Below are 18,137 nucleotides of genomic sequence, written 5' to 3' on the forward strand. Positions count from 1 at the left end.
CGACGGATTTGCCGCGAGGCAGGCATTTTTGTTTTTTTCTTACTTCACTTTTTTGCCGTGTTTGTAGACGGCCGCGATATGCTGAAGCGTCTCGATGTTTTCGAGAGGATTCTCGTTGAGAACCACAAGATCGGCCTTCTTTCCCTCCCGGATAGAACCGTAGAGACCATCCAGTTTCAGCATTTCGGCGGCCTTGATGGTCCCCGCCTGAAGGGCCTTGAAGGACGAAAGCCCGTGCTCCTTCATCAGTTTAAATTCATACCAGGAGTTCTTATGCTCATTGAAGGGCGTGCCGGCGTCTGTGCCCATGGCGATCTTGACGCCCGCTTTGACTGCCTTTTCAAAGCTTTTCATGTGGTCGCTCTCGACCATTTTCGCCTTTTGGACAGCGTACTCGGGGATGCCCTTGCCTTCGCCGTTAATCACTATAAAATGCACCGCCGCCAGCGTCGGGCACAACCAGGTCCCTTTTTCGAGCATGAGCCCGATGATTTCGTCCGTCAGATAAATCCCGTGCTCCACTGTGGTGATTCCGGCTTTGACGACGTTCAGGATCCCTTCGGACCCTTGCGCGTGGGAACTCGAAAACTTCTGGGCCTTTCTCGCTTCGTCGCAGATGGCTGCCAGTTCGTCATAGGTGAGCTGCGGCGATCCCGGCAGCACGTTTGGCGTCATGACGCCGCCCGTCGCCATCATTTTCAGGGAATCGACCCCTTCCCGGATCAGCCAGCGGGCGTTTTTCCGACATTCGTCGGCGCCGTCGGACTGAAGGCCGTTTTTCCAACCGTGGCCCCCGGTCATGACAATGGCGTTGCCGCAGGCGACGATATTGGGGCCGGTGATCTGTCCTTCCCGGACCATGTCCCTCAGGTGCACGTCCAGGAGATCAGGGGATCCCTGGTTCCGCACGGTCGTAACGCCCGATTCCAAAAGATCCTTCAGGTTTTGCAGCGCCCAGATCACGCGCTCGGTCTTGTTTCGCGGATCCGTATTGGGGAGATGGCTCGTCCCCAGATGGACGTGGCAGTTGAACATGCCGGGCATCAGAACCTTGTCCCCGTAGTCCACCAGCTCTTTTCCGGAGAATTCTCCGATCGGCTTGATTTCGGCAATCGTGTCGTCCACGATGCGAATTCCGACATTTTCCAGCAGTTTTTCCGTTTCGCCGGTAAAGACTTTACCGGCCTTGATGATCATTTCACCCATAATACCTCCGTTTGTCCGTTTTATATGTATGGTAGTTCCTTGTTGCCTCGCGGCGCGACGGGGGTCTTTTTCAAGCCACGTCGTTGATGACTTTGATCACGCGTCCCACGACTTTGAAGTTTTCCCCGGGGCCGATATAAATCGGCTTGTAATTGGGGTTGTCGCTGATCAGGGCCACATAGTTGTCCGTGACCTTGAGGCGCTTGACGTAGGCGTCCTCATTGACGACAAAGGCGCCGATTTCGTCGTTTCCCAGCTCCTGGCACTGTCTGCACAGGATCAGCGAGGAATTTCTGATCGTGGGCTCCATGGAATCTCCGGAAACCCGGACAGCGAAGAGTTTGTCGGTATTTTTGATCCCGGGTACGGAAATGTATTCCTCGGCCTCCTCTTCGGCCAGGGCTCCGAGGCCCGCGCTGATCCTGGGAAATACCGGGATCGCGTTGGCGAAGGGGATCGTCCCCGAAAAGCGTTCGAGGGTCTTTTCGCGGAGCTGTCCCTCGAGGGTTTTGACTTTTTTCTGCAGGGCCTCCAGCCGCTTCAGAACAATGGCGGGCGTACGTTCCACGGCCGCCAGGTATTTGAACTCCTCGGCGGTCTTTTCGTCCATTTTGAGCGTCACCGCCATTTTGTCCAGGACTTCCTCGCTGGGGGGATTTCTCACTTCGCCCCGCTCGATGTTGTTGTAGTAGGGCTGCGTAATGCCGATTTCCTTGGCGAATTTGTTCTGGGTATATCCCGATTTTTCTCTTTTGTTCCTTAACATGGTCAGAAAATCCATAACTCACCTCCTGTATATATACCTATTTATAGCATGGATCGGCAAAAAAAGCAAGTCTTTTTTTTTTTTCTTTTTTTGCCGCCGCCGCTTCGCGGTTTCAGGCGAACCGGCGCAGGTACAGGCCCAGCAGCAGCAAGTGCGCCGGGTAGAAGGCGTAAAAAATATATTTGGGGAAGGCCGCGCCCCGTTTTCCGTTATAGAGAGCGATCGGGACAAAGGGCGTCAGCGCCATGGCGAAAAGCCAGCAGCCCGCGCCCAGATAAAGCCCTTTGACGGGGGTTCCGGCGCTCAGGGCTTCGAAGAGGGGCTCCGCCACATACAGCAGGAAAAACATGGCCGCCACGCCCAAAAAGCGCTTGAATGGCTGTTTTTTGAAAAAATACATCGAGAGGATGATCCCGAGACCGTAGGCGCCGTAATCGGTCCGCAGGCCCCAACATAGGACGGCGCCGACGGCGATCACCAAGCCCTGCGGGCCCCGTTTTCCCCGGAAGCGCTCCAGGCCCCAAAGGGTCATAAGCCCGATAAAAAGCGTAAAAAACACGTTTTGATACGAAAATTCCAATGTTCGTTGAAAAATCGCGAGATCGAAGGGGCTTTCGGACAAAAATCCAAACAAAAGAAGGCTCGCCGCGTATTTCCGCAGATTTTTCGTATGCGTGAAGCCTTCGACCAAGAGAAAGGCGAATAGGGGAAAGGAAATCCGCCCCAGGCCCCGGAGAAAAATCTTCAAAAGTATAAGGTTCTTGGCGCCCATGCCCAGGCGCATCAGACGCGGGATCCAAAGCATAAAGGTCGCTTCCGTCACGTGGTCCACCACCATGCAAAAAACCGCGATCATCTTGAGCGCAAAGCCCGTCAGGACGCCGTTTGTTGTTTTTCCTGCCCCCCTCGCCATATTACCCCTTTATCTCTTCAAACATCGGTAAAACCGACAAAATCCAGTTTTTGATCCGGTCGGGAGTGAGTCCCGGCTGATTTTCCTCGTCGAGGGCAAGCCCCACGAAACGTCCGTTCAGGACCGCGGGCGATTCCTCATACTTGTATCCGGCCGTATCGGTCGTTCCGACAACTTTGGCCCCCCGGGCGGCGACGAGATCATAGAGGGTCCGCATGGCCCCGAGGTAGGATTCCCCGAAGGCGTATTGGTTTCCGAGCCCCGCGAGAGCCACGGTCTTTCCATGAAAATTCATGGCTTCAAGGGCTTCTCTGACCGCTTCCCAATCCGTCTGCAACTCCCCGACGCCGTAAGTCGGCGCGACAAATATCAGGTTTTCATATTCGCCCATGGCGGAAACGCCTTGGGCCACGTCATAAAGGCCGCAATCTTCCTTTCTCAGATAAAATTCGATTTCTTCGGCGCACGCGGCGCTTTTTCCGCCGGTCGATCCGTAAAATACGCCTATTTTCTTCATTTTTCTCCTTTCGCGTCTTTCCCCGTTGTACTTTTATTATACGCCATCCGGCGTATTCTTGCAATCTCTTTTCGCTTTTTTCTTTCTTTTCTTCTTTTCTTTCTTTTCGCTTTTTATCCGGCCTTCCGCTTTTCGGCAAAACATACACAAGAAATCTATTAAATTTTCCTTGACTTTCCGTTCCCGTCGTGTTAAGATTTTGTAACAAGTACAAATATTTGGACCGCTTGATTTACCCGCAATTTGAACAGCGTTCATTGTCTGAACCGGCGCCATAATGTCTGAAATCCCAGGAGGTAAAATATTTATGAAAGATGTGAAGGACTTGAAAGGAACAAAGACCGAAGCGAATTTGAATGAAGCCTTCGCCGGCGAATCCATGGCCAGGAACAAATATACATTCTACGCGTCAAAGGCGAAAAAGGACGGTTTCGTCCAGATTTCCCAAATTTTTGAAGAAACGGCGGGAAATGAGAAAGAGCACGCCGAAATCTGGTTCAAGCTCTTGCACGGCGGCGAAATCGCAGCGACTTACGACAATCTGAAGGACGCCGCGGCCGGAGAAAACTACGAATGGACGAGCATGTACGCCCGGATGGCCAAAGAAGCCAAAGAAGAAGGCTTTGATCGGATCGCCATGCTGTTTGACGCCGTCGGCAAGATCGAAAAAGAGCACGACGAACGCTATACGGCCCTGGCGGACAACATCGCCCAGGACGTGGTCTTCAAGCGACCCGAGAAAGTCTATTGGATTTGCTCCAACTGCGGACACGTACATCTCGCGTCGGAAGCGCCCTCCAAATGTCCCGTTTGCGATCATCCCAAAGACTACTTCAAACTCTGGGTCAAAGGCTATTGATCGAGAAAGAACCCAATCTGTGTTTCTACCCGCCGCCCCTCGGGGCGGCGGCTTTTTTTCGCGCAAAGTTTTTTTGAAATTTTCGTTTGCTTTCCGTAAAAATGATGATATAATTGATCATAGGATTTATGACAAGGAGGGTTAAAAATGATTTTAGAACACTTGAAAAAAGACGACCCGGAAGTCTACGGGGCCATCGAGGCTGAAGAAGCCCGTCAAAATAACGGCATTGAGCTGATCGCGTCGGAGAATTTCGTTCCCCGCTCCGTTCTGGAGGCCGCGGGATCCGTAATGACAAATAAATATGCCGAAGGTTATCCCGACCACCGCTATTACGGCGGTTGCTCGTGCGTCGACATCGTGGAGAAACTGGCCATCGAACGGGCCAAAAAGCTCTTTTCCGTGGATTACGTCAATGTCCAGCCCCATTCGGGCTCCCAGGCCAATATGGCCGTCTACAAGGCGCTGATCCAGGTGGGGGACAGAATCATGGGTATGAAGCTCGACCAGGGAGGCCATCTGACCCATGGGAAAAACGTCAATTTTTCCGGAAAAGAATACGAGGTCTTCTCCTACGGCCTGAAACGGGACACGGAAACCATCGACTTTGAAGAGACCGAAAAAATTGCCCTTGAGGCTAAACCCAAAATTATCGTGGCGGGCGCCAGCGCCTATCCCCGGATTATCGATTTCAAGCGCTTCCGGGAAATCGCCGACAAGATCGGCGCCTATCTCATGGTAGATATCGCCCATATCGCGGGACTGGTCGCGGCCGGCGTACACCCGAGCCCCTTTCCCTGGGCCCACATTGTGACGACCACGACCCACAAGACCCTGCGGGGCCCCCGGGGCGGCATGATCATGACAAACGACCCCGAGATCGCCAAAAAAATCGACAAGACCATTTTCCCGGGCATCCAGGGCGGGCCGCTGATGCACATTATCGCGGCCAAAGCCGTTTCCTTCAAGTTGGATCTCGAGCCTTCCTTCAAGGAATACAGCCAACAGATCGTCAAAAACGCCAAAGTTTTGGCCGAAGAGCTGGCCAAAGGAGGACTCCGGATCGTTTCCGGCGGGACGGACAATCACATGATGCTTGTCGACGTCAAATCAGGATTCAACCTCAACGGTAAAATCGCCGAAGAGGCCCTCGATAAGGCCGGGATCACCGTCAACAAAAACGGCATCCCCTTCGATACGGAAAAACCCATGGTCACTTCGGGCATCCGGATCGGAACGCCCGCCGTCACCACCCGCGGCATGAAAGAGGCGGAAATGAAGGTAATCGCGGGCTTTATCGTAAAAGCGCTCAAAAATACCGGCGACGAGGCCCTTCTTGCCTCGATCAAGACCGAAGTCAAGGCCTTTTGCGACAAATTTCCGCTGTATCAGGATTAATTTTTTCTAAAGCGAGAGCGAAAAGGACAGGTACCCCCGGTATCTGTCTTTTTTGACGCCGCCCAGGTTTCGGTCTCCTTTGACGACGCCGGCGTCTATCGTGAGCTTTTCGCCGTACCAGCGAAGGCCCGCCGAATATCCCGCCGCCGTCATGACGGGGCCGCCTTTTTTGCCCGAGGCGTCATAGTTGTCCCGGACTTTGCCGAAATCGATGCCCGCATAGGGACGGAGCCGCGAGAAAAAGCGCCCGACGGGGCCCGTCTTTTCCGGTACGGGAATCACCCAGGAGAGTTCCGTCCGGGCATAAAAGCCCAGATCCCCGGAAAGTCCAGTCCCGTAGCCTCTTACGCTGTCAAAGCCGCCCACGGTGATCCTTTCCCCCGAAAAGAGGTTGTCCCGGCTGAACTGCCCCGAAGCCATGGTCCGGAATGTGAAGCGCTGACGCCCCAAGGCGAAGGGTCGGTACCAGGAAACCGCCGCCGTCCATTTCCGGAAGGCGTATTTTTTGTCCGAAGAAAGGGCGTCGGGATCGGGCATAACCCCGATGGACGTTGCCGTATCGCGACTTTTGGCGTCTGTCGAGAGCCCCTGATGGTAACGGATTTCATAGGAAGCCATGCCGCCCAGAGCGCGCCAAATCCCGTTTACGCCCAAAGTGAGGACGCCGTAGGTCCTGTCCTGGCTCACGAGCCTTGTCTTGTCGAGAAAGGTCTTTTCGCCTTTGAGAGCGAAGCCCGCGTCAAAGCGGATCTTATGATCACTGTTGCGGAAAATCAGTTTTCCCGCCGTAAAGGAGTAGTCCTTTGTCCGGGTCTCCAGCTCATAGAGGGAAAAGGCGCCCATCCGATAGTTTTTTTCCGAGCTTTTGTTGAACCCGAAGGAAAACTCCCAGGTCTTCAGCGGAAAAGACCAGGCGGCGCCGTAGGAAGCGGTCCTGTCTATTGCCTTTTTGTCGCGGCCGAAGTCCCGGGCGTCGGCCGTGTAATAAAGCGAGAGGCTGTCGTTGATTCCGAAACCGTTATCCAGCTCAAGGGACGTTCGCACGCGCTGCTTATCCCGTCCGATATCGCTGTAGCCGACGCCGGCCCGCCATCTTTTTTTGCGGTTGCTGGCGACGATAACCCGGGAATAGCCGAAGGTCTCCCCGGGGACGAGATCCATGGCGGCGGCGTTTGACTCGAGACGGTTCAGGTTGTCGATGCCCTGGTCCAGGTCCCGCAGATTGAGGATGTCGCCCGCTTCCGCCGGAAAGGCCGCGGCGATACTGCGGCGATCTCTTTTGCCGTCGCCGTCAAGAACGATTTCCGCGATTTTTCCGTAAACCACGACGAGTTTCAATTCCCCGGTCGTAATGTCCTGGCCCGGCAGCATGACCTTTGTTGTCACATAACCCGCCTTGGCGTAGGCCGCATTCAGCTCCTCGCCCAGAGCCTTGATGTCGAGGTAATTGAGTTCCCTGCCTTCATAACTTTCGATAATCCCGTATTTGAGTGCGTCGGGCAAAAGCTGCGCCTCGTCCGCCAGCCAGATCGTGTGGATCGGAAAGCGCGGCAGCGCCGCAATCTGCGCCGCCGTAAGGGTCTGTGCCCCGGGGGTTTCCCCGCCCTGTCCCCGCTCGAAAAACTCCCGCTGTTCTTTGGGGAGTTCCTCTTTGAGAATTTTGGGGCCCGTATCCTGCTTTTTCGCCTTATTCGCGCCCGGGCGGGCCGTCGCTTTTTCTTTGCCGTAGCGGCGGGCCAAGAGCTTTCTCTTGTCGTCTTTCACATAGTCGGGCTCGTCGTTGGCGCCGAAGCGGAACTGATAGCCCAGGGAGAAGACAATACGAGAAAAATCAGCCTTTCCGCCGGATTTTTGGAAGAGATAGTTTTCGCTTTCGATTTTTGCCGTATTGACGGTATAGCTGACGTCAAAGGTAAAATTTTTGTAGCCGACGCCCGCTCCCAGGCTGTAATAGAGCCCGTCTTTGGCCTTGAAGCGTCGGAGCCAACCTTCGTCGGCCACGACCCCCGTCGTTTTGTAAATGGTCTCGTAACGGTTCGTGTTTTTCTCGTTGATGTTGAAGGACCAACCGAGATTTGCCCGGAGGTAGGGCTGCCAGTCGCCGTTTTTATTGAATACATAGCGGGCCGTGAGGTAGAGGGGAATCGAGTCGTAGAGCTTCGTTTTCCCGACGTTTACTTTGAGCGTCGGGCTTTCGACGTCGGTATAGGCTTTGACGGCGCCATGCCGCTCGTAACCTGTCCCGAAGCCCAACTCAAATCCGCCTTTGACGGCTTTTCTCACTTCCGCCGTAATTTCCCATGAGGGTTCCGCGTCTTTTTCGGGTTTTGTGGTATATGTCCCGGCGGGGGCAAGGCCGACCTTGAGCTCGACCGCTGCGGCGCTCAGGCCTTGTCCCGCGAATAATCCCAGTATGCACAAAATCAGCACAATCACATTGTTTCGTTTCATCTGTAACCCTCCGGTAACGCTGTCATTTTCCGGTATTCTTTTTTTGTAAAATATCTGGTATTCTATCACACTTTCCGACAAAAATCCACCGCTTTTTTTGCGGCAAAAGAAAAAGACCGCCATAGAGCGATCTTTTCAGGCGGGCTTGCCCGCGTTTTTCACATCTGGTGCTTCGAGATGGGACTCGAACCCATAACCTCGTCCTTACCATGGACTTGCGCTACCGATTGCGCCACTGAAGCAAAATGGTGCCGATTATAGGACTCGAACCTACAACCTAATCATTACGAATGATTTGCTCTACCGATTGAGCTAAGTCGGCACAGAATTCCGTCTACTATTCTATCACATTTTGGAAAGAAATGCAAATCCATTTGCAATTTTTTCCCCTTTTTTCCCTTTTTTTAAAAATATGGCGTCGGATTGATGGGCTTTGAGTTGAACCGGAGCTCGTAATAAAGATTGGGCTTGCGCTCGGAAGAGAGGCCCAGGACCCCGATGGCTTCCCCCTGCTTCACCTGCTGATTGAGCTTGACGTTGAGGGAAATCAGATTACCGTAGACCCCGATCGTATTATAGCCGTAATTGATCATCACGACGCTCCCCAGGCCCTGGAACTTGTCGGCGTAGACGACTTTGCCCGAAGCCGCAGCCGTCACCTGGGTCCCCATTTTGCTTGCGATCTCGATGCCGTTGCTCTCTACGGCCCCGCCTTTGGCCTCGCCGAAGAGTACCGCGTAGCTTCCCGCCACAGGCTTTTTCAGCTTTCCGATCTTGAGGGCCGCCTCTTTGATCGTGGCGACGCTTTCGTCCCTCGTGGTCCGCTGGTTGATGACCGCCGTAATCTCGCGGTTGATCCGCTCCTTTTCTCGTCTCAGGCGCTGAATGTCCTCCCGGTGGGTCCGCTGTTCCCTGTCCAGCTGAGCCATCAGCTTGCTCTTTTCTCCCTTTTTGGCGTCCATTTCCTTTTTGTTGGCGTCCAGTTTATTCCGGAGGTCCCCCAATTTCTTCCGCTCATACTCAATTTCCCGCTTGACTTTCTGAATGTCGAATTGCACGCTCTGGATATGCTCCATCCGGGAAATGTCCCCGTACAAAAGGCCCCGGAAGTTTTTCCGGGTCAGGGAATCGTTCGGGTTGTTGCCGCGGCTTTTGACATATTTGTCCCAGAGGATGATCTTTGTCCCGTATTCGCCGCGCTTGCGGTCCAGCTCCCGGGTCGTCATGCCGAGGGATTTTTCCCCGTAGTCGATATTTTTGGAAACGACGTTGATTTCGTTGATAATCTCCCGCTGCTCTTTTTCAATGCCGCGCATGTCCCGGTCGATATCCTGGATCTGGGACGCGACGGTCTTTTTTTCGCCGTCGATTTCCCGGATAATCCCTTGTTTTCGCTCAATCTTGGCGTCGATGTCCCGGACCTTGTTTTCAAGCTCCGAGACGTTTCCGGAAAAGGCGGCCCCGGCAAGCAGCAGAGAAAACAGCAGAAGCGCGTTCCGCCCGCCGTACATCAGGTTTCACCGCCTGATTTTTTGAGCGGCCAGAAGGGAACGGCCGCGATGAACAGGCAGATCCCCAAGACGCCCACGCTCTGCGGGATCAGCAGTTCCCGGAGGCTTAATATCCGCGCCTCGGGCCGGATCGTAAGCAGCAAATCCCCGAAATAGAGATAGGCGTTGACGAAAACAAGACTGGAAATGACGACGCAAACCAGCATGGGAAGTACGTTTACCCATTTCGCCCGACGCCGCAGCTTCCGCTCGTCAAGGCTCTCGTCGATTTTATTGGCGTACTCGAGGGAAAAGCCGTTGTAGAAAATGAAGCCGGTTAGAATCAGAAGCGGCGCAAAAAAGATCCCGAATAGGATCACAATCAAAAGTTTATAAAATTTGACCTCGTTTTCGCGGTATTGGATCTGCAAAAGATCGATATAGGTCTCTTTGACGTCGGCCATGGCTTCGAGCCTTTCCTGCAGGTTCGAGAGGTCGCTCTTGTTCCGGAACCAGACGATCATGCTGTCGGCCAGAGAGTTTTCACTCTCGGGAAGGGCGATGCCCAGCTGCGTCTGCAAATCCCTAAAAGACGCGTCTCGACTCACATAGCGGACATTTTTGACCCCATAGACCGAAAGAATCTGTTTTTCCAGCGCCTCTTCCTGCGCCATGGAGAGATTGGGCCGCAAATCCACCGAAAAGAAATAATTTTTGTCGATTTCTCGCGCGCACATATAAAAATTGAGGATCGTCGCGCAGAGGGCGTTCAAAAAAAAGAAAACGATCAGGAAGGGGACGACGGTGCAGCGTTTGAGCTCCGTCCGGGAAAAGCGAAGCCCCATGTCGGCGGGCGCTTCCATGACGGGGTCGTCGCTTTCAGGCGCTTCCGCCGCCATAATCGGAATCCGGATGCCCTTGTTTTCAGGCTGCCTGCGTTTTTCCTTCTCCTCAAATTGTATAAAATCAAATTCCATGGGTTTCCTTCCCTTTCCCCTTTTTCTTACATTATAGTCTTTCGGGGCTTTCTTTGTCAAGGAAGAAAGCGCTTCTCTTTTTTAATTTTTTGTGCTCAGGAGAACACGGGATTTTCAAGTTCCGCGAAGAACGCGTCCAGCGTCCCCCAATAGAGGATTCCTTCGAGGGCTTTGTGATATTGCGCCTTTTTATTGGCCACAAGGTTGATCAGAAGCGTCCTTTTGTTGTCCTTCAAGCGCGTGTTGTCAAAGCGGATGAAATATCCCTCGTCCCTTTCCTCAATGAGGGCAATGCCTTGGGCTTCCGCCTTCATTTTGATCGAGAGGTAGGAAAAAAGCTCCCCCACTTCCTCAGGGGCGGGGCCGAAGCGGTCTTCGATCTCCTGTAGCAAATTCCGGAGTTCCGCCTCGTCTTCGATTTCCACCATGCGCTTGTAAATCACGATCTTTTCGTCTTTTTCGATATAGGTATCGGGGATGTAGCCGTGGTTCAGCACCTTGATTTCCGGCATATCCCGCTCTTCGCGGTATTCCCCTTTCAGTTTCGCCATTTCTTCCTTGAGCATTTTGATATACATATTGTATCCGAAGGTCTCGAGGGCTCCGTGCTGCTTTTCCCCCAAAATCTCGCCGGCGCCCCGGATGCGCATGTCCTCAAGGGAAAGTTGAAATCCGCCTCCGACGTCTTTAAGCTCTTTGATGCTCTCTTCGCGCTCCCGCACTTTCTTTCCCCCGGAGAGGGCGTTGACAAGATAGCAGTGGGCTTTGCGCTCCCCCCGGCCGATCCGTCCCCGGAGCTGATAAATCTGGGAAAGGCCCAGTTTTTCGATGCCTTCGATGATCATGGCGTTGGCGTTTTCGATGTCGATGCCGTTTTCGATGATGGTCGTCGAGAGCAAGACGTCCAAGTCGCCGTTTTCAAAGGCCGAAATCTTCCGCTTGATCTCTCTGGGTTGCATCTGGCCGTGAATATAGTCGAGGCGCACATAAGGGGGAAGAATGGCCCGGAGCTCCGCCGCCTTTTCTTCCATGCCGCGCACATAGTTGTAAATGTAAAAGACCTGGCCCTCCCGGGCGATTTCCCGCATGACGGCGGCCTTGATGAGGGCGTCCTCCTTTTCGATGAGGACGGTTTCGATGGGTTTTCGCCCCTCGGGGGGCGTATCGATAATGGAAATATCCCGTATACCCAGAAGCGACAAATTGAGAGTCCGGGGGATGGGCGTCGCCGTCATCGTAAGCACGCTGACCTTCGTCCGCAGTTTTTTCAGTTTTTCTTTGGCTTTGACGCCGAATTTCTGTTCCTCGTCGATGACGACCAGGCCCAGGTCATGAAAATCGAGGTCGTCAGAAAGGATCCGGTGGGTGCCGATCAGGATATCGACGGTTCCGCTCTTGACTTTTTTGAGGATTTCGGCCTGTTCGCCCTTTGTCTTCAGGCGGCTCATACAGGCCACCGTGATCGGGTAATTGGAAAAGCGCTCCGTAAATCGCTCGTCGTGCTGCTCGGCCAGGACCGTTGTTGGGACGAGGATCGCAACCTGCTTTCCGTCCGTAACGGCCTTGAAGGCCGCCCGCAAGGCGATTTCCGTCTTTCCGTAGCCCACGTCGCCGCAGATGACCCGGTCCATGATCCGACCCTCTTCCATGTCTTTCTTGACGTCGTTGATGGCCTTCAGTTGGGAAACGGTCTCCTTGTAGGGAAAGCCCTCCTCAAATTCCTCCTGCCACACGGTATCGGGGGAATAGACAAAACCCCTTTCCTTTTCCCGTCTCGCCTGGATTTCAATGATTTCCTTGGCGAATTTGATCATCTCTTCCTTGAGCTTTTCCTTTTTCCGTCGGAAGCCGTGGCGGCCCAGGCGGTAGATCTCGGGGATTTCGCCCGGAGTGGAGACGTATTTTTCGATATTTTTAATGCTTTCGACGGGGACGAACAGCCTGTCCTCGTCGGCGTAGCGGATTTTCAAATAATCCCTGCCGTCGATGACTTCTATCCCCAGATAGACGCCGACGCCGAAATTCTTATGGATGATATAATCGTTTTCCCGTATTCTCGATACGTCAATATAGCGGAGTTTGCGGCGCTCCTCTTCTCGGGGGCTGATCTTGATCCCCTTCAGTTCCCGGTCCGTCAGAACCAGCCGCTCCTTCCGGCCCTTTTTTTCCGAAAAGCCCTCGAAATAGCGATAAGGGTGGATTTTGACGCCGCTATTTTTGAGAAGCTCCCGGTAGCGCATCTCCTCATAGGTGTAGAGCTCCACGGAAATGTTTTTGTCCGATCCCAGGGCCTTGACGGCTTCGACGCTCCGGAATTGCTCCAGCCTCTCTTCGGGAAAGGACAGCAGCTCGATCTCCCGCCCCTCCTCATAGAGACGCATAAAGCGCTCCCGTCGGAGCTCTTCATCCTCTCTGTTTTTTAAGACCATTTCTTCAAATTTGTAGGCCAAAAGCTCGAGATTTTCAAAAAAAACCGCTTTTTCCGGATCGGGGTCCAACGTGAGAAAATCAAGAAAAGAAAGGGGTTCGGCATTATTGTTGTGAATATACACATCAAGTTTTTCATGCTTTTTTATGCTGCGCTGGCTTTCAGGGTCAAAATGCGTAATCCGTTCCGGAATTTCATCGAAAAATTCCAATCTGACGGGATATTCTCCGCTGATCGGATAGATGTCCACGATATCGCCCCGTATACTGTATTCTTTTCTTTTTTCGACCATATATTTTTTTTCGTAGCCGCTTTGAATCAATTTCTCCTCGAGATCCTTCCGCTTGACGGCCTCCCCCAGCGCGAAACGCCAGGCGTCCCCTTTGCGGTAAAAATCCCTCAAATAGCCCTCCAAAGAGAGTAGCACAATATAGCTCGACTGCGTCTTCAGGGCGTCCAGCGCGTCATAGTTGTTCTTTTCCTTTTCCTCGCTGTCCCCGGCGCTTTCGACCCGCACGAGGGCCCCCGCGAAATTTTCGCGCAAAAAAGACGAATAGTCTGCGATATTCCGGTTGGAAGAGCAGACATAGACGATTTTTTTCGCTTGGCTCAGAAGATACTCGGGGATTTTTCCCCGGTACTCCCGGATCAGTTCTTTTTCCATGATGGTTTCCCGGCCGGATCCCTACCAGCCGATATAAAGTCTCGCGAGCAGAAAAATCTGCGTCGGCAATAAGATAAAGAGCGCCGCTTTCAGGATCCGTCCGCCTTTTTTTTCTTTGAAGCGGAAAAGCCCGTAGAGAATCCCCGGGGTTCCCGCCAAAACCGCGTAAACGACAAGTCGGAAAATCGGAATTTCCGCTTTCCCTTTTTCCCGTCGCCGCCCCATTCGCCAGATCAAAAGAAAGCTCCAGAGATTGACCGCGAAAATCCAGCCCGCGAAAATCCCGAGCCAGGGAAGATCCCGGGCATAACTGAGAAAATCGCTGATGAGCGCGTCCATGGCGGCCTCCTTTTTCATGTGTATATTCTTAAAAATAAAATTTGGTTTCTTTGTTTTTGCAAATTGGCGTCAGCGCCACAAACCGACCCCTCCGGAGACGCCCGGGCCTTTATTTGCCGACGCAAAAATCCCGGAATATCCGATCCAGCAAGTCCTCCGTGGAGACCGCTCCGGTGATTTCCCCCAGAGCGTCCGCCGCCTCCTTCAGGTCAAGGGCCATAAGGTCCGCGGGATAGCCCGCGGCAATGGCCGACAGGGCCGAAGAAAGCGCCTCCGAGACCCTGGAAAGGGCCGCCTTGTGCCGGATATTGGTCAGGATCAGGCGCGATCCCGCCGTCTCTTTTTCTTCTTTCAGCAAAAATCCGCCGATGGTTTCCTCAAGGGCTTTGATCCCTTCTCCGGTCAGGGCCGAAAGCGCGGCCCGGGCTTTAATCCCCGGAAAGGCTTCTTTGTCTTCGTTGACGCCTTTGTCGATCTTGTTTAGGATCCAAAGGGTCTTCGGATAGCGCTCAGCGCCGATGTTTTCGTAAATGGCCAAATCTTCGCCGTCAAGAGGAACCGAGGCGTCGGTCACAAAAAGAATCAGGTCCGCCTCCTCAAGGGTTTCCCTGGATTTTTTGACGCCCATGGCCTCAATGGTGTCGGCGGTCTGGCGGATCCCCGCCGTATCCACCAACACGAGCCGAATCCCTTTGATTTTGACTTCTTCGACGATGGTGTCCCGGGTCGTCCCGGGGATTTCCGTCACAATGGCCCGCTCTTCCCGCAAGAGGGCGTTTAGTAAGCTCGATTTGCCGACGTTGGGTTTTCCCACGATGGCGGTTTTTACCCCGTCCCGGATCAGTTTTCCCGCGTCATAGGAAGCGATCAGGGCCTCGCAGCTGTCATTCACGCTTTGGAGATCCGCCGTAAGATTCGCGGGGAAAGGTTCTTCGATCCCTTCCTCGGGATAGTCCAGGACGACGTTGACATGGGCCGAAACGGCCAGAATTTTCTCTCTCAAGGCCTCTATGCCTGCCGCAAGATCTCCCCGTAGCTGCTTTAGGGCCAGCGTCAGGGCGCCGTCGCTTTTTCCTTCGATCAAGTCACGGACGGCCTCGGCCCTGGTCAAATCTATTCTTCCGTTCAGAAAGGCCCTTTTGGTGAATTCGCCTTTTTCGGCCAGCCGGGCGCCGTTTTTGAGCGTGAGGGACAGAATTTTTTCCGCGAGAATCCTCCCCCCGTGGCAGTTGATTTCCGCCGTATCTTCACCGCTGTAGGTCTTTTTGCCGCGCATCAGGGAAACGAGGGCTTCGTCCACGACCGGCGTCCCTTGTGTCAAATTGTCCCGGATATGACCGTAGCAAAGCGAAAAACTCCGGATATCTTTGAGCGGCCTTTTTGATTTGGGGAAAAAGATTTTTTCCGTAATGTCCATGGCTCGCGGTCCCGATATCCGGATAACGGCAATACCCCCCTCGCCCGGGGGGGTGGATATGGCAGCGATCGTATCGTATCGCATGAAAACGCTCCCTATCGTTTTTTCTTGATGATGATAAATCTGTTCGGTTCCCTTCCTTCGCTGAAGGTATCGATCTGCGGGTATTTGTTCATCACTTCGTGGATGATTTTCCGCTCCCTTGCGGGCATGGGATTGAGTTTTACGGTTTTTCCGGTCTTCAGCACTTTTTCGGCCATTTTTTTCGAGAGCTTTTTCAGCGTGTCGTAACGTTTTTCCTTGAAACCCTCGACGTCCACCTCAATCCGGTACTTCTTGAAAATGGATTTCAACAGATACTCGAAGCTGTTGAGGGTCTTGCCCTTTTTGCCGATGATGATGCCGTTGTCCTCGCCAAAGATCTCAACGAGATAATTGCGCTCGGAGAGCTTTGTGACGTTGACATTGAGCACAAGGCCCATTTTTTCAAGGATGGCCCTGGTTTTTTCGGCAAGGCTTTCCGTGATGTCCTCATAGCGCTCATCGGCGGCGGGGGTCATGTCCTCGCCCTCGTCGTGGATCGCGTCAAAAAACGCGGCCTTGTCGGATTTTTCTGGGGCGGAATCAGGAATTACCGCGCTTTTTTCTGTTTTCACGGGTTTTTCCCTTTTGCGCTCGTCGCGCTTGCCCTCTCGCTTTTCCTCTTTACGGAGGTCTTTTTTGCCGTCTTTTGCCGTCTCTCGCGGGGTCTCTTTTTTCTTTTCCTGAGGCTCCGCCTTAGGCTGGGGCTTTCTTGTCTTGTCGATTTCTACGGAATAGATCCCTTCGGACGTGAAAAGCCCGAAGAATGAGGATCTGCCTTTTTTCACCTCGGTCACGGCCACAATGTGCTCCGGCTTCGCCTCGGCGATATTCAAAGCCCGTTCGACGGCTTCTTCTTTCGTCATTGCCTTGATGTCATCGATAACTATGGTTTTTCCGGCCATAGCTCAGTCCCCCTTTTTCATGATCCAATATTGCTGCACCATGGACAAAACCGTCGACACAAACCAGTAGATCTGTACGCCGGAAGGCATGTTGAGCGCGATAAAGGCCATGAGGATCGGCATAAATACCGTCATATTCTTCATCATGGGGTTTTCGTCGCCGCCTGTCATCAACTTTTGCTGAAGCCAGGTCACGACGCCCGTCAGGATCGGCAGGATAAAATAGGGATCGGGATTGACGAGGTCCATCCACAAAAACACGGGGCCCACCATAAATCCCGATACAAAGCCGACGCCGTTTGAAAAAATTTCCGCGACGGCCCTGGCGAATTCGGGAATGATGCCCGAACGCAGTACGCCAAAGAGCGCGATCAGGATAGGCATCTGGATCAGAAGCAGAAGACATCCGCCCATCCCCATAAAACTGATGCCGTGCTTTTTATACAAATCCATGGTCGCTTGCTGTTGGGCCTGCTGGTCCCCTTTATACCGCTCTTTGATTTTATCGAGTTCCGGTTGCAGCTTTTTCATTTTTTTCATGGATTTGTCCTGCTTGATCGTCAGCGGCAGCATGATGATTTTGATCACAATAGTCGCCAGGATAATGGCAAACACATAGTTGCTGACAAATTTGTTGATCCCCAGAATGAGGTTGGCGATCAAATCCTTGATCGTCTGATAGACAACGTTGGAGCGTTTTACGACGCCGTAGCTCTCATCCCGGACAAGGGTCTCATCGAGAATGTTGCGAACCCCCTCGGCCAGAGCCTTTTCTTCGTAAGCCGCGTCTGTCGGTAGACTGACGTCGGGTTTTCTTTGATCGAGATAAGTCGTGATCAAAGCGGCGAGCCTCGCCGTCTCTTTTTCCCCGAGACCCATGGCTTGCACTCTGAGTTTATCGATTTTTTCACTGCTGATTACCGCTTCCAATTGCATAAATTCGCCGTTTTCCATTCTGACCAGCGTTCTGAAAGTCCCGACGGGGAGCTTGTCTTTTTTCTCCCGGGTGAGATTCATGGCGCGGGTGAGCGTCCCCTTGATGGCGTCCGCGGCCAGGGAAAGTCCCTGCTGTTCTTCTTTGACATCCGTCAGATCCACGAATTTATCGTTATTTTCCGCGATCAAACGGGAAGTGAAACGATCCACAAGGGCGGCGTTATTGAGGTAAAAATCTCCTTTGGCCACCGTTATCGATTCGATTTTGTCCTTGCCCAGGGTGATGGCCAGCACGTCCGTCAGGGGCGCCGGTTCTTTTTTCGCCTCTTTTTTGAAGATCCCTGTGATTCTCTTCAGAAATCCCGTTCGCTCGGGATATTGGACGGCCGCGTAATAGGTTCCCGGCTTGTATTCACTCTTTTTGCTGCCGTTTCCTTCCTTGTTGCGGAAAAAGACGAACATCACGATAAACAATATGATCATCGGCAGATATTTTTTTATGCTATCCATTTACGTATGAAATCCTCCTGAAATTAAAGACTTGGTTCCTTTTTTTTCGGTACGGGGTCATATCCCCCTTTGTGAAAGGGGTGACATCTCAATATTCTTCTGATTCCCAAATAAGTTCCTTTTATCAGACCATGAACTTCGATGGCCTCGTAGGCGTAAGCGGAGCAGGTGGGGATAAAACGGCAATTTTTCCCCAAATATGGACTGATCTGGCGCTGATAAAAGCGAATCAGGAAAAGCGCGATTTTTTTCATGGACAAAGGGCCCCGTACGATGCAAA

At 53.0% G+C, this 18,137-nt stretch carries 15 protein-coding genes and 2 tRNA genes; 2 read left to right on the top strand and 15 right to left on the bottom strand.

What is annotated here, in order from left to right:
* Positions 1-39: 39 nt before the first annotated feature.
* The 4 genes from LBQ97_02085 to LBQ97_02100 all read right to left on the bottom strand — a co-directional run bounded on the left by LBQ97_02085 (position 40) and on the right by LBQ97_02100 (position 3,402).
* The gene (locus LBQ97_02085; protein ID MDR1831508.1) at positions 40-1,206 is read right to left on the bottom strand and encodes an amidohydrolase family protein; all 1,167 of its coding nucleotides are present in this window, start codon (positions 1,204-1,206) and stop codon (positions 40-42) included.
* A gap of 70 nt (positions 1,207-1,276) precedes the next feature.
* Positions 1,277-1,987, bottom strand: a complete 711-nt coding sequence (locus LBQ97_02090; GenBank protein ID MDR1831509.1) for a LexA family transcriptional regulator — start codon at positions 1,985-1,987, stop codon at positions 1,277-1,279.
* 97 nt (positions 1,988-2,084) lie between these two features.
* Positions 2,085-2,885, bottom strand: a complete 801-nt coding sequence (locus LBQ97_02095; GenBank protein ID MDR1831510.1) for a conjugal transfer protein TraX — start codon at positions 2,883-2,885, stop codon at positions 2,085-2,087.
* A 1-nt stretch (position 2,886) separates the two neighbouring features.
* Positions 2,887-3,402, bottom strand: coding sequence for a flavodoxin (locus LBQ97_02100; GenBank protein MDR1831511.1), 516 nt, complete (start codon positions 3,400-3,402; stop codon positions 2,887-2,889).
* Positions 3,403-3,709: 307 nt separating this feature from the next.
* On the opposite strand from LBQ97_02100, the gene LBQ97_02105 reads away from it, so the two are divergent.
* Both LBQ97_02105 and LBQ97_02110 read left to right on the top strand, forming a co-directional pair.
* On the top strand, positions 3,710-4,261 hold the full coding sequence (locus LBQ97_02105; GenBank protein MDR1831512.1) for a rubrerythrin family protein: 552 nt from the start codon (positions 3,710-3,712) through the stop codon (positions 4,259-4,261).
* Between the two features lie 147 nt (positions 4,262-4,408).
* Positions 4,409-5,659, top strand: coding sequence for a serine hydroxymethyltransferase (locus LBQ97_02110; GenBank protein ID MDR1831513.1), 1,251 nt, complete (start codon positions 4,409-4,411; stop codon positions 5,657-5,659).
* 6 nt (positions 5,660-5,665) lie between these two features.
* Here the strand turns inward: LBQ97_02110 and LBQ97_02115 are convergent, their stop codons facing one another.
* From LBQ97_02115 to yidD, 11 genes are all read right to left on the bottom strand, one after another.
* On the bottom strand, positions 5,666-8,110 hold the full coding sequence (locus LBQ97_02115) for an outer membrane beta-barrel protein (protein MDR1831514.1): 2,445 nt from the start codon (positions 8,108-8,110) through the stop codon (positions 5,666-5,668).
* A gap of 165 nt (positions 8,111-8,275) precedes the next feature.
* Positions 8,276-8,352, bottom strand: a tRNA-Thr gene (locus tag LBQ97_02120).
* 4 nt (positions 8,353-8,356) lie between these two features.
* A tRNA-Thr gene (locus LBQ97_02125) sits at positions 8,357-8,432 on the bottom strand.
* An 82-nt stretch (positions 8,433-8,514) separates the two neighbouring features.
* On the bottom strand, positions 8,515-9,621 hold the full coding sequence (locus LBQ97_02130) for a peptidoglycan DD-metalloendopeptidase family protein (GenBank protein ID MDR1831515.1): 1,107 nt from the start codon (positions 9,619-9,621) through the stop codon (positions 8,515-8,517).
* Positions 9,621-10,577, bottom strand: a complete 957-nt coding sequence (locus tag LBQ97_02135; GenBank protein ID MDR1831516.1) for a permease-like cell division protein FtsX — start codon at positions 10,575-10,577, stop codon at positions 9,621-9,623. The genes LBQ97_02130 and LBQ97_02135 overlap by 1 nt, the downstream gene beginning before the upstream one ends.
* Before the next feature lie 95 nt (positions 10,578-10,672).
* A complete protein-coding gene (locus tag LBQ97_02140) occupies positions 10,673-13,669 on the bottom strand; it encodes a DEAD/DEAH box helicase (protein ID MDR1831517.1) in 2,997 nt (998 codons plus the stop codon).
* Between the two features lie 21 nt (positions 13,670-13,690).
* A complete protein-coding gene (locus LBQ97_02145) occupies positions 13,691-14,026 on the bottom strand; it encodes a hypothetical protein (protein ID MDR1831518.1) in 336 nt (111 codons plus the stop codon).
* A 91-nt stretch (positions 14,027-14,117) separates the two neighbouring features.
* A complete protein-coding gene (gene mnmE, locus LBQ97_02150) occupies positions 14,118-15,509 on the bottom strand; it encodes a tRNA uridine-5-carboxymethylaminomethyl(34) synthesis GTPase MnmE (protein MDR1831519.1) in 1,392 nt (463 codons plus the stop codon).
* Positions 15,510-15,520: 11 nt separating this feature from the next.
* The gene (locus tag LBQ97_02155; GenBank protein ID MDR1831520.1) at positions 15,521-16,411 is read right to left on the bottom strand and encodes a KH domain-containing protein; all 891 of its coding nucleotides are present in this window, start codon (positions 16,409-16,411) and stop codon (positions 15,521-15,523) included.
* 3 nt (positions 16,412-16,414) lie between these two features.
* Positions 16,415-17,083: a YidC/Oxa1 family membrane protein insertase gene (locus tag LBQ97_02160; protein ID MDR1831521.1), complete on the bottom strand. Its 669-nt coding sequence runs from the start codon at positions 17,081-17,083 to the stop codon at positions 16,415-16,417.
* A 797-nt stretch (positions 17,084-17,880) separates the two neighbouring features.
* Positions 17,881-18,111, bottom strand: a complete 231-nt coding sequence (yidD, locus tag LBQ97_02165) for a membrane protein insertion efficiency factor YidD (protein ID MDR1831522.1) — start codon at positions 18,109-18,111, stop codon at positions 17,881-17,883.
* Positions 18,112-18,137 lie beyond the last annotated feature (26 nt).

It is taken from the genome of Fusobacteriaceae bacterium, from assembly GCA_031272775.1.
GTDB lineage: Bacteria > Fusobacteriota > Fusobacteriia > Fusobacteriales > Fusobacteriaceae > JAISST01.